The organism is Stenotrophomonas sp. GD03819 (genome assembly GCF_029841665.1).
Lineage (GTDB): Bacteria > Pseudomonadota > Gammaproteobacteria > Xanthomonadales > Xanthomonadaceae > Stenotrophomonas > Stenotrophomonas geniculata.
In genome coordinates this window covers 80,669-92,233 of record NZ_JAOCEW010000021.1, presented here as the reverse complement: position 1 = coordinate 92,233, position 11,565 = coordinate 80,669, and the positions used below count along the sequence as shown (strand labels likewise).

The following is an 11,565-nucleotide window of genomic DNA, read 5'->3' as shown; positions in this document are numbered from 1 at the left end:
CCTGTGCCGCGCTGTGCCAGACCCGCTGCGTGGCCTTCTGGTAATCGCCCGGCTTGGCCAGGTAGATGTTCGGCACGTAGGTCTGCGGGTTGCGGTCGTACAGCGGGAACAGGCTGGACTGCACCTGCACCATCACCCGGTGCCCCTTCTGGAAGGTGTGGTTGGCGTTGGGCAGATCGAAGCGGTACGGCAGCACTTCGTTGGCCGCCAGCGGCTTCGGATCACTGAAGCTCTCGCGGTAGCGGCCACGGAAGATCGCCAGCGACACCGGCAACTCATAGCCCCCCATCTCCGGCGTGGACGCTTCCTGGTCCGGATACACATCGATCAACTTCACCACCCAGTCGCTGTCGGTGCCACTGGTCGAGGCCTGCAGATGCACCACCGGTGCGCCGCCGATGCGCAGCGGCGCGGCCAGCGGTTCGGTGATGAAGGTCAGCACGTCCGGGCGACCATCGACGAAGCGCTGGTCCTTGACCAGCCAGGTGGTCCACATGTCGCGGTCACCGAAACGTACCGGGCGCGGCACGAACGGCACCGGCTTGGCCGGATCGGACACATACTCCTCGAAGTCGCCCTCGCCCGCCGCCGGCGCCTGGAACGCCAGCTTGCCGCCGGCGCGCAGGAACAGCGGCTTGCTGCTGGCGGCACAGCCCTTGTCGCAGCTGCGCGGCCAACCCTTCAGGCGATCCCAGTGGTTCTCACCGGTGTTGTAGATCAGCACCGGCGGCGTGTCCGCCTTCGGCGCACCGTCCACCAGGTACTGGTCGAAGAACGGCTTGAGTACATCACGGCGGAACTGCAGCGCGGTATCGCCATCGAACTTCAGCGCGCCCAGTTCGCTGCCGCTGTAGTTCACCTGGCTGTGCCGCCACGGCCCCATCACCAGGTAATTGCGGTTGTTGCCGCTGTCGCGCCCTTCCATTGCCTGGTAGGCATGGTTGGCACCCCACATGTCCTCCTGGTCCCACAGGCCCTGCAGCCACATGGTCGGCACCTTCAGCGGTGTTTTCGCCATCACCGCATCCAGCGCCTGGCCCTGCCAGAACCCGTCATAGGCCGGATGCTCGACCAGCTTCTTCCACCAGGTCAGCTGGTCCACACCGGTGAAGCGCGCGTAGTCGCCGGCCGAACCGATGCGCAGGAAGGTGCTGTAGTCGTCGTAGCCGAGGCTGGGCAGCGGCGTGCCCTTGCCGCGCTTCTCGGTCTGCATCGCGAAATAGTTGAAGTTGACCTGGCGGAACGCACCGTAGTTGAGCCAGTCGTCGCCCATCCAGCCATCGACCATCGGGCTCTGCGGCGCAGCCACCTTCAGTGCCGGATGCGGGTCGGTCAGCGCCATCACCACGGTGAAGCCCTCGTACGACGAGCCGAGCATGCCGACCTTGCCATTGCTCTCCGGTACGTTCTTCACCAGCCAGTCGATGGTGTCCCAGGCATCGGTGGAGTGGTCCACCTTGGTGTTGTTCAACGGCCCGCGCAGCGGCCGGGTCATCACGTAATCGCCTTCGGAGCCGTACTTGCCGCGGATGTCCTGGAACACGCGGATGTAACCGCCGTCGACGAACACCTCGTCGCCCTGCGGTAGCAGGTCGCGCATGCGTGGCGAATCACTGCGGCTGGCGCGGCCAGCGGCATCGTAAGGTGTGCGGGTCAGCAGGATCGGCGCGTTGCGGGCGCCCTTGGGCACCACGATCACCGTATACAGCTTGGTGCCGTCACGCATCGGCACCATCACCACGCGCTTGTCGTAGTCGCGACCGACATCAGGGGCAACGAAGGGCTTGCCGCTGATGTCCGGGGTCATCGGCGGGGTATCGGCGGCCAGCACGGTGCTGGACAGGCAAAGGGCAATGGCTACAGCGACGGCACGCACACGCATGGACAACCCCTCCCGGCAGGAAAGCCTCAAGCCTACTCCTGCCCCGAGCCGTGAAGTGTGTGCGGGCTTTGCATTCTGCGGTGGATGCAGGCAGGACTGATGGCACATGTGCTGCCCGACGGGCACGCATCCATCTGGCCGTTGTAGAGCCGAGCCCACGCTCGGCTGGGGCCACCGCAACCTCCCCGAAGAGCAGCCGAGCCTGGGCTCGGCTCTACAACATCAGGCTGCCGTCACTTCATGCAACGCCAGCCAACGCCAACGGCCGTCTTCCTGCCGCAGCACGGCCAGTGCTTCACGCCAAGCCATCCCACCTTCAGCAACGCCCTGCCCTTCACGGTAGCGCAGCATCGCCAACGGTGCCGGCACCGCAATGAACTGCAGGGCATCGATTTCGATACGCAAGCCCGGGCGGGCACCATGGCCGCCAGCGAACATGCCGGCCAGGGCTTCGCGGTCCAGGCGCTGCCCGGCAATACCGACCATGCTGAAGTCGGTGCAGAAATGATCCATCAGCGCATCCAGCGTACTGGCGGCTGCTTCCGCACGGAACCAGGCCTGCAGCTTGGCGATCAGATCATGGAACTCGTTCTCTGCGGTCATCGTCATTGCATTGTCTCGGGTTGGGAAAGAGAGATCGATTGCGGCCGGCGCAGCAATACCATCGGCAGCAGAGTCAGTACGGCGGCCAGCCCCAGCGCCACGCGCGTGGCGTTTGCCGGCAGCCATTGCATGGCCAATGCCAGCAGCAGCGCAATGGCGGCGGTACCGAGGCAGAAGCTGAGCTGACGGTTGAGGTTCCAGAGGGCACTGGCATCGCCCAGCGCTTCACCCTCCACGCCATGGAAGGCCAGCGTCTGCGCCGTGCTGCTGCACAGGCTGCCGCCCGCCCCCATCAGCGCGAACAACAGCGCGGCCAACGCGAAGGCCGGCTGCGGCAGCAGCGCCATCAACAGCAGGCCGCTGGCCTGCAGCAGCATGCCCGTACGCAGTACCGTGGCCGGGCCGAAGCGAGCCAGCAGGCGCTTGCTGGCCGTGATCGCAGTGGCCGAGGCCAGCGCCCACGGCAGCATCAGCGCGCCGATGCGTGCCGCGCTGTAACCGGCCTGGTGGAGCTGCAGGGTACTGACCAGCTGGCTGCCGATGAATACACCGGGTACGGCCAGATAGATCAGCATCGCCAGCCGCAGCCCACGATGCGACAGCAACGACCAGCGCAGGAGGGGCTGCGCCTGCCGACGCGCATGCCGCAGGTGGGCCACCGCCAGCAGCAGTGCGACCAGCAACAACACGGCACCTGCGCCGCGGTGTCCGGACTCACCCAGCCAGGTCAGCGCCAGCAGCAGCGCGCCCAGCGCCAGCATCGCGGTGGACAGCGCATAGGCCTGCAGCCGCGGCGCACTGCGCACGCCATCGGCCGGCATCCATGCCAGCACAAGCGCGATCGCCACCACCGCCAAGGGCAGGCTGGCCCAGAGCACGCCGCGCCAGGCCAACCACTGCACCAACAACCCGCCCAACGCGGGCGCCAGTGCCGGTACCAGCAACGCCACCAGCAGGATGCGCCGGGTCAGTGCACCTCGCTGATCCGCCGTGCATTGCCGGTACGCCGCGGCCTGCGCGACCGGAATCAGCAGGCCACCGGCCAGCCCCTGCAGCAGGCGCCAGCCGAGCAGCCAGCCGATACCCGGCGCTGCGCCAGCCAGCACAGCGGCAACCGCGAACAACAGCAACGCCACCAGCAGCAAGCGACGCTCGCCGCAGCGCGCAGCCAGCCAGGGCGCCAACGGAATCACCACGCTCAGGCCCAGCATGTAGGCGGTGCCGACCCAGGCCAGGGTGCTGATATCAGCGTGCAGTTCCGCCGCCAAGGCCGGATAGGCCACCGTGGCGATGAACATGTTGACCAGATCCAGGGCGAACACCAGCAGGAAGATCGCCTCATGGCGCAGGCGGGGGGACGGCATCGGCGGCGCTCCAGCAGAGAAGCGGCCAGCATGCCGTGCGGGCCTTGTTGGAAAAACACGACGACAGCTGCAAGACTGTCAAATCTGTTTTGACAATAGACCGCCATGGTCAGCCTCGATCGCTTCGATATCTTCCGCGCCGTGGTCGAGGCCGGCAGCCTGACCGCCGCCGCCGATCGCCTCGGCCTCAGCCGCGCGGTGGTCAGCTTCAACCTGAAGCGGCTGGAACAGGAGCTGGGCGTGACCCTGCTGCTGCGCAGTACCCGGCACCTGGCCCTGACCGAGGCTGGCGAGCAGTTCCTGCAGCACTGCGTGCGGGCGCTGGACGCCGCCCAAGCGGCGATCGATGCCGCGCGCCGCGACCAGCACCAGCTGCAGGGCGTACTGCGCCTGACCACCACGCCGGAGTACGCCCAGCTCCGCTTGATTCCTGCGTTGGAGGCGTTCCGTGCGCGGCACCCGGCCCTGCAGCTGCACCTGTCGACCTCACCGGCACCGGCCGACCTGATTCCCGAACGCTTCGACCTGGCGATCCGCCTCGGCCGCCTGCCGGACTCTGGGCTGCATGCCAGCGAACTGGAACGGCATCCACTGTGCGCGGTAGCGGCTCCGTCCCTGTTGGCACGCCTGCCCTCTGCCGATGCTGCCGATGACCCCGTGCAGCTGGGTTCCCTGCCCCGCCTGGGCTACCCGCGTCTGGCCGACGTGCCGGTGGTGGCACCGGATGGCAGCGATGCCCTGTTCGCCACCAACCCCGGCAACGCGGTGGTGCGCGTGGATGGTGCCAGCAGCCTGCGCGCCTTCGCCGTGGCCGGTGCCGGCGTCACCGTGCTGCCGCGCTGGCTGATCGAGGACGATCTGGCCCAGGGTCGGCTGCGACCGGTACTGCGCCAGCACCGCTTCCCGCAGCAGAGCGTGTACGCGGTCTACCCGCACAGCACGCAGCCCTCGCCGAAGGTGCGTCAGCTGATCGATTTCCTGCGCGGGTGGTTTGGCAGCGCGCCTGTGTAGAGCCGAGCCCATGCTCGGCTGCGTGTCGGCTCGGCCTTGGCCGTTCATCAGCCGAGCGTGGGCTCGGCTCTACAGAAACACCTCAAACAAACACGGCCCCTTCCGGGGCCGTGTCTTCAAGGCATCAGCGCAGCACCTGCTCCATCAGCTGCACGTCCACCGTCTGCAGCGGCTCGGCGGCATTACGCGACAGCTGCACCTGGTAGGTGCCGCCGTCGATCTTCCACTGGCGCGCCTGTGCATCGTAGTGGGCCAGGGTCTTCGGCTCGGCTTCGATGCGGATGCGGCGCTGTTCGCCCGGCTGCAGGGTCACCTTGTCATAGCCGATCAGGCGGATCGGCGTGGTGCTGCCGGCCGGCAGCTTCAGGTACAGCTGGGCCACGTCGGCACCGGCGCGCTTGCCGGTGTTGCGAATGTCCACGCTGGCGACCAGGCGCGAGCCTTCCACACTCACCTTGACGTTTTCATAGGCGAACGAGGTGTAGGACAGGCCATGACCGAACGCGAAGGTGGGCTTCAGGCCCTTGGCCGCCATCCACTTGTAACCGACGTTGGCACCTTCGATATCGAAATCGAACACATCACCGAACGGCTTGGCCGGCTTGAAGCCGAGGCCGTCGATGTGCGGGCGCGGCAGCTGCGATTCGTCCACCACCCAGGTCACCGGCAGGCGGCCGGACGGATTGACCTGGCCGGTCAACAGCGCGGCAATGCCTTCGCCACCGCGGATGCCCGGGTACCAGGCCTGCAGCATCGCCGGCACCTGCGCCAGCCATGGCGTGCGCACCGGCCCATTGGTTTCCAGCACCAGCACCGTCTTCGGGTTGGCCTTGGCCACCGCCGAGATCAGCGCGTCCTGGTTGTCCGGCAACTGCATGTCCGGCAGATCCACCGATTCGGCGGCCCACTGGGTGGCGAACACGATGGCGACGTCGGCCTGCGCGGCAGCCCTGGCCGCGGCGGCGGCGTTGGTGCCGTCCACGTACTCGATGGTCGCGTCCGGACGCGCTGCGCGCAGCGATTCCAGCGGCGAGGACGGGTGGAAGATCACCGGGCCCGGCCAGGTGGTCGGCAGCACGCCCGGCACTGCATTGGTGCCCTTGGCGGTCACGCCCACCATCGACGAACCGCCGCCACCAATCACGCCCTTGTCGGCGTGGCCACCGATGATGACGATGCGCTTCACCGTGTCGGCCAGCGGCAGCAGGTTGCCTTCATTGCGCAGCAGCACGCTGCCCTCTTCCACCGTGCGCTGGGCGACGGCGAAGCCGGCCTCGGCATCGACCTTCTGGTGCTGCGGCGGGTTGTCGAAGTTGCCATGCAGGAACATCGTGCGCAGGATGCGCGCGACCATGTCATTCAGGCGCGCCTGCGGCACCACGCCGCCATGCACGGCCAAGCGCAGCGGCTCATCGAAGAACACCGCCGCGTCGAACACTTCGCCGGCCGACTGCTGGTCCAGGCCGGCCAGCGCCGCCTTCGAACCGCTGTGCACGCCACCCCAGTCGGACATCACGAAACCGGGGAACTTCCATTCCTGCTTCAGCACCTGGTTCATCAGGTAGCCGTTCTCGCAGCCGTAGGTGCCGTTGATCTTGTTGTACGAGCACATCGCCACGCCCGGGCGGCCGGCTTCCAGCGCGATCTCGAAGGCCAGGAGGTCCGACTCGTGCATGGCCTGTTCGCCAATGCGCACGTCGTGGAAGTTGCGGCGGGTCTCCATGTCGTTCAGCGCGAAGTGCTTCATCGAGGAGATCACATGCTGGCTCTGCACGCCCTGGATCAGCGCGCCGACCATCGAACCGGCCAGCAGCGGATCTTCACCGGCATATTCGAAGTTGCGGCCATTGCGCGGATCACGTTGCAGGTTGACGCTGCCCGACAGCAGGATGTTGAAGCGCTGCTGCCATGCCTCGCGGCCCATGGTCGCGCCACCCGCGAAGGCGACCTGCCGGTTCCAGCTCGATGCGGTGGATGGGCCCGATGGCATCGCCGTGGCGAAATCACCCGGGCGGATGCCGCCCGGATTGGTCACGCCGACGCCGGCATCGGCCGACTGCTGCGACGGAATGCCCAGCCGCGCCACGCCCGGCACGTAACCGGCCGAACCGACCGCGCCTTCCGGCAGCGGGCCACCGTCCTTGCCCAGCCCGAAGTAGCTGTGCAGCATCTGGAACTTCTCGTCCTCGGTCATCGCCTTCAGCAGCAGCGCAGCGCGCGCATCGGCGTTGAGGGTGGTGTCCATCCACGGCCTGTCGCCATGTTTGTCGGCGGCATAGGCCAGGGTCAGCAGGGTGGCGCGCAGGGTGTTGCCTTCCAGCTTGAACGGCGCACTGCTGGCGGCCTGGAAACCATCGCTGAAATAGCTGGCATCGGCTTCCAGGGCGACACGCGCCGGATCGAAGCCGGCGGCCTTGGCCGATTCACCGGCCACCGCACCGAGCAGCACCGCCGGTGCACCCAGCCGCGAACGGGTGACCAGCGCTGGCAGCCGGGCGGCACCTGCACCGGCATCGGTATAGACCGCCACCGTGTGGCGGCCATCGTCCAGGCGCAGGTAGCTCAGGCCCGGCTGGTCCGGGCCGGATTCAGCGGCGATCGGCAGCCGGGTCAGCACGGCCTGGCCGCGCTGGATCTGGCCATCGTCCCTGCCGGCGGCGATGAAGCGGTACTCGTAGCCCAGGCCATCGGCCAGCACCTGCAGCGGATCGACCTGGCCAATGCCGCGCTGCACCTGGCGCACGCTCACCGCGTCCACCTGCAGGGTCTTCAGCTGGGCGGCCAAGGCCGGCATCGTCTCGGCGGTCGGGGCCTGTTCCAGGGTCAGCACAGTGAACGCGGCGGGGTCGGCCCAGGCCGGGGCGGCCAGTGCGACAGACAGGGCCAGGGACAGTGCAAGCGGCTTTGTAAACGTTTTCATCGGCAGGCGTAATTCCGTTGCCAAGGCAATCGGTCCAGGGAAAGTGCCGCCGAAGGGTGCAGCGTTCATGCCGCGCAGGAATTGCCAGGCAACCTCCCGCAGGCCGAAGGACGGGCCGGTCTGCGCCTGGGACCCTCCTCCCGGCGTGACAACCTGCCTGTCCGGGCCGCGCAGGGCGACCCAATCCTGTGAAGATTGTGCGAGGGCGTTCACACCTGTCAACAGGACCTAAGTCACAGAGGCAACCCGGCCAGCGGTTATCAGGCCATCACCGGCGGTCATCAGCAGGCCGCGTGGGGCTGCCGATAATGAGGTGTCACCGGCCCTGGCCCCCGCCCATGAACATACACCGCGACTTCGATCATCTCTGGCGTGACCGCTGTGATACCTCCACCCAGCGCAGCCCACGCGTGCTGATCCGGGTATTCGTTGCCCCTGGCGAACTGGAGCGCAGCGTGGCGTTCTACGAGCAGTTGCAGGGTGTGGTGGCCGATGCGGGCTTCCCGTTTCCCGATGCCGGCCTACGCCTGGCGATGGTCGGTGCATTCCTGCTGATCGAAGGTTGCGATGAGGCGCTGGCGCCATTCACTTCGACCACGGGGACGCTGCTGGTCGATGACGTTCGGCCCTATCACGACAAACTGGTCGCGGCCGGTGCCGAGATCATCTTCCCGCTGCAGGTGGTGCCGACCGGGGCGGCGTTCAATGCGGTGCATCCCGATGGCACGGTGGTCGAGTACGTGCATCACCGGCCGGATCCGCACGGGCGGTGAGAGTGCGCCCGGCACCCGCAGAGGCAACGGCCAATGCAACAGCAGAAGCAAAAGCTGGGTTCCTGTGGGGTGGCGGGGTGGGTCCGGTTGCGGGGGACGGCGCAAGTACGTCCATGTAGCCTCGGTTGCGCCATCCATGGCGCTCACGCCCCCGCAACCGGACCCACCCCGCCTTCGACAATTCGCCGCAATCTGCAGTAGATCCACGCCAGGCGTGGGTGCTCTTCGATCAATCGTCGAATTAATCGATTTCGATGGAGATTCATCCACGCATGGCGTGGATCTACAATCCCTCCATGTCCTCCCCCGCCCTGCCCTGGAATGGCACGCTGCTGCTGGATGCTCACGTGGCGGTGCTGCAGGGCCATGCCGGTGACAGCAGCGTACATGCGCACTACGCCCATCAACTGCTGCTGAGCGACGGTACGCCCTGGCAGGTCGAAGTCGATGGCGTACGGCAGCAGGGCCAACGGCTGTGGCTGCCCTCCTTCCAGACGCATGCGATCCTGTCGGCGCCGGAAGCGGGCTGCACGGTGTTCCTCGAACCCGCGCATGCCGATTCCACGCAGATCCAGCAGCATCTGCACGCACTGCCGGGCAATACCATGGAGCTACGCGACTGGCTGCCACGGCTGAGCCGCCCACAACCGCTGGACCGCCGCGTGCAGGCGGCATTGGCCCGTATCGCCCAGCACCTGCCTGACCCGGTGCCGGCCGCCGATATCGCCGAGGCGGCGCACCTGTCGGCCAGCCAGCTGCACCGGCGTTTCCAGTCCGACCTGGCGGTGACACTCCGCGGCTGGGTACTGTGGCAACGCCTGCGCAATGCACTCACGCATCATCTGAACGGCCACAGCCTGACCGACAGTGCGCATGCCGCTGGATTCGCCGATCTGGCCCATCTGTCGCGCAGCCTGCGCCGCATGTTCGGCATCAGTGCCGCGCAACTGCAGGGCCTGCAGCTTCACGCGGCCTGACACAGCCCATCATCCGCGCCTGCGCAGACCTTCCGGCAGCTCCGGCACCTCGCCATGCGGCAGTTCGCGGAACGGCGCCAGCAGCTGTCCCGGATAATCGCGCGGATAGTCCGGTTGGCTGCCGATGCCAAGGTCGCGATGCTGCAGCCGATAGCCCGGCGCATCGAAAGCGGTCCCCAGCAGATGATCCCAGACGGTCAGGAACAGGCCGAAGTTGACGTCGCCGGCGGTGCCGTAACGCATGTGGTGGAAGCGGTGCAGCGGCGCCCACGCCATGATCCGGCCCAGCACACCCGGGCGCATGTCCACGTTGGAATGCTGCAGCAACAGCTGGATGGCGATGGCGAAGGCCAGCACCGCGGCTACCGGCATCGGCAGGCCCAGCACCAGCAGCGGCAGCACGCCGCCCACCGCTTCGGCGGCCTGGTGCAGTGGGTGTTTCATCAGCCCGTTGAAGCCGTACATGCGGGTGACGCTGTGGTGCACCGCATGCAGCCGCCACAACCAGCCGATGCGATGGCTGGCGTAGTGCACCAGGGTGATGCCGAGATCGGCAGCGATGATCGCCACCAGTAGCTGCAGTGCGAACGGCCACTGCAGCGGCCACAACTGCCACGGAATGATCGCCGCCAGCAGCGGCACCGCCGCGATCGACAACAGGTTCAGGCCTTCGTTGACCAGCGCGTGCAGGGCGTCACGCACACGGTCGCCGTGGTCGCGGTTGAACGCAGGGTCATACGGCCAGGCGCGCTCGGCGACGAACGAAACCGCAATGGCGATCGCCAGCAGGGCCAGCAGCCACAACGGATCGCCATGGCAGTGGCCGACCCAGACGACGGCAGTGGCGACGAATCCAAGCAGGAACAGCGGGGCATACAGGCGGAGCATCCAGTGCTTCATGGGCAACCCGGGAAGTGAGGGGCCTGCATGCTGGCGTGGCGTGTGGGTTGCTGGCTTGAACAAACGGCGCAACCCTGCGGGCACCACGCTTCCCACATCCACGCATGGCGTGGATCTACAATGACGCTCTCATCGCGCCCGGGACCGGCATGGACTCCTTCAACCTGATGCGCGCCTTCCGCCGCATCGTCGAACGCGGCGGGCTCGCTCGTGCCGCCGAAGACCTGGGCATGTCGCCGGCCGGCCTGAGCAAGCAGTTGCGCACGCTGGAAACGCACCTGGGCGTGGTGCTGCTGCAGCGGACCACGCGGCGCATGAGCCTGACCGAAACCGGCCACGCCTATTACCGCGAATGCTGCCGCCTGCTCGACGAGCTGGAAGCGCTGGAACGCGGCATCGCCGAACAGCGCGGCGAGGTGGCCGGGCGCCTGCGCGTGAACGCGCCGCAGTCATTCGCACTGAGCACGCTGTCGCCGCTGCTGCCGCGCTTCCTGCAGCAGCATCCACAGTTGTCGCTGGACCTGGTGATGGAAGATCGCCTGCTCGATGCAGTCGGTGAGGGTTTCGATGTGTCGCTGCGGCTGCGTGCCGAACTGGATGATTCACGCCTGGTGGCGCGCCGGCTGGCGTCGCTGCAGCAGGTGCTGTGCGCGGCCCCGTCCTACCTGCGGCAGCATCCGGCACCGCAGGCGGTGGACGATCTGCAGGCGCACAGCGTGCTGGCCTACAGCCTGTCCGACTCCCCCGGCAGCTGGCCGCTGCTCGGTCCCGATGGCCAGGTGACAATCACCCTGCCCGCGCGCGTCACCGTCAACAACAGCTTGCTGCTGCGCGACCTGCTGGTGGCCGGCATGGGCATCGGTGCCCTGCCCTCGTTCCTGGCCGCGCCGGCACTGGCCCAGGGCGAACTGCAGCAGGTGCTGCCCGACCACCGCTATCCGCCGCGCTTCGTGCATGCGGTCTACCCCACGTCGCGCCATCTGCAACCCAAGGTACGCGCCTTCATCGATTTCCTGCACGCCGAGCTGCCCGGCTGCGCTGGCCTGGATTCGTAACCGCCAGCGAAAACTGAGCTGCCCGCGGCGTGCTGTTTCGGCCACGCCGCGCTGCCTACTCTGCCGCCTCCCCTCTCACC

The 11,565-nt window shown here is 67.3% G+C and carries 9 protein-coding genes; 4 read left to right on the top strand and 5 right to left on the bottom strand.

All coding sequences use genetic code 11. The features are described 5' to 3' along the window. The 3 genes from N5D45_RS14065 to N5D45_RS14055 form a co-directional block, all read right to left on the bottom strand. Positions 1-1,882, bottom strand: a 1,882-nt coding sequence (locus N5D45_RS14065) for a CocE/NonD family hydrolase (protein ID WP_279939137.1), incomplete at its 3' end; no start/stop codon positions are given. A gap of 222 nt (positions 1,883-2,104) precedes the next feature. Next, the gene (locus N5D45_RS14060; protein ID WP_019338312.1) at positions 2,105-2,491 is read right to left on the bottom strand and encodes a DUF4440 domain-containing protein; all 387 of its coding nucleotides are present in this window, start codon (positions 2,489-2,491) and stop codon (positions 2,105-2,107) included. Continuing rightward, a complete protein-coding gene (locus tag N5D45_RS14055) occupies positions 2,488-3,849 on the bottom strand; it encodes an MFS transporter (RefSeq protein ID WP_164193954.1) in 1,362 nt (453 codons plus the stop codon). Before N5D45_RS14055 ends, N5D45_RS14060 begins: the two co-directional genes overlap by 4 nt. Before the next feature lie 105 nt (positions 3,850-3,954). Between N5D45_RS14055 and N5D45_RS14050 the strand changes: the two genes are divergently transcribed. Beyond that, a complete protein-coding gene (locus N5D45_RS14050; RefSeq protein WP_164193951.1) occupies positions 3,955-4,860 on the top strand; it encodes a LysR family transcriptional regulator in 906 nt (301 codons plus the stop codon). A 124-nt stretch (positions 4,861-4,984) separates the two neighbouring features. Here the strand turns inward: N5D45_RS14050 and N5D45_RS14045 are convergent, their stop codons facing one another. Continuing rightward, the gene (locus N5D45_RS14045) at positions 4,985-7,780 is read right to left on the bottom strand and encodes a glycoside hydrolase family 3 C-terminal domain-containing protein (RefSeq protein ID WP_164193948.1); all 2,796 of its coding nucleotides are present in this window, start codon (positions 7,778-7,780) and stop codon (positions 4,985-4,987) included. 338 nt (positions 7,781-8,118) lie between these two features. Here N5D45_RS14045 and N5D45_RS14040 point away from each other — a divergent pair, with 338 nt between their 5' ends. Beyond that, positions 8,119-8,553, top strand: a complete 435-nt coding sequence (locus tag N5D45_RS14040) for a glyoxalase/bleomycin resistance/dioxygenase family protein (RefSeq protein ID WP_010485036.1) — start codon at positions 8,119-8,121, stop codon at positions 8,551-8,553. Positions 8,554-8,825: 272 nt separating this feature from the next. After that, positions 8,826-9,530, top strand: a complete 705-nt coding sequence (locus N5D45_RS14035) for an AraC family transcriptional regulator (RefSeq protein WP_164194378.1) — start codon at positions 8,826-8,828, stop codon at positions 9,528-9,530. Positions 9,531-9,539: 9 nt separating this feature from the next. On the opposite strand, the gene N5D45_RS14030 is transcribed toward N5D45_RS14035, so the two are convergent. Next, entirely contained in the window at positions 9,540-10,418 is an 879-nt protein-coding gene (locus N5D45_RS14030) for a sterol desaturase family protein (protein ID WP_228354611.1), read from the bottom strand. Positions 10,419-10,534: 116 nt separating this feature from the next. Between N5D45_RS14030 and N5D45_RS14025 the strand changes: the two genes are divergently transcribed. Further along, complete coding sequence (locus tag N5D45_RS14025; RefSeq protein ID WP_010485030.1) at positions 10,535-11,485, top strand: LysR family transcriptional regulator; 951 nt, start codon at positions 10,535-10,537, stop codon at positions 11,483-11,485. Positions 11,486-11,565: the final 80 nt, after the last annotated feature.

Excerpts from the sequence above, each read along its gene's own strand:
- N5D45_RS14035 (WP_164194378.1), top strand. The coding sequence starts at position 8,826 with ATGGCGTGGATCTACAATCCCTCCATGTCCTCCCCCGCCCTGCCCTGG.
- N5D45_RS14025 (WP_010485030.1), top strand. The coding sequence starts at position 10,535 with ATGGCGTGGATCTACAATGACGCTCTCATCGCGCCCGGGACCGGCATG.
- N5D45_RS14050 (WP_164193951.1), top strand. The coding sequence starts at position 3,955 with ATGGTCAGCCTCGATCGCTTCGATATCTTCCGCGCCGTGGTCGAGGCC.
- N5D45_RS14060 (WP_019338312.1), bottom strand. The coding sequence starts at position 2,491 with ATGACGATGACCGCAGAGAACGAGTTCCATGATCTGATCGCCAAGCTG.
- N5D45_RS14055 (WP_164193954.1), bottom strand. The coding sequence starts at position 3,849 with ATGCCGTCCCCCCGCCTGCGCCATGAGGCGATCTTCCTGCTGGTGTTC.
- N5D45_RS14045 (WP_164193948.1), bottom strand. The coding sequence starts at position 7,780 with ATGAAAACGTTTACAAAGCCGCTTGCACTGTCCCTGGCCCTGTCTGTC.
- N5D45_RS14040 (WP_010485036.1), top strand. The coding sequence starts at position 8,119 with ATGAACATACACCGCGACTTCGATCATCTCTGGCGTGACCGCTGTGAT.
- N5D45_RS14030 (WP_228354611.1), bottom strand. The coding sequence starts at position 10,418 with ATGCTCCGCCTGTATGCCCCGCTGTTCCTGCTTGGATTCGTCGCCACT.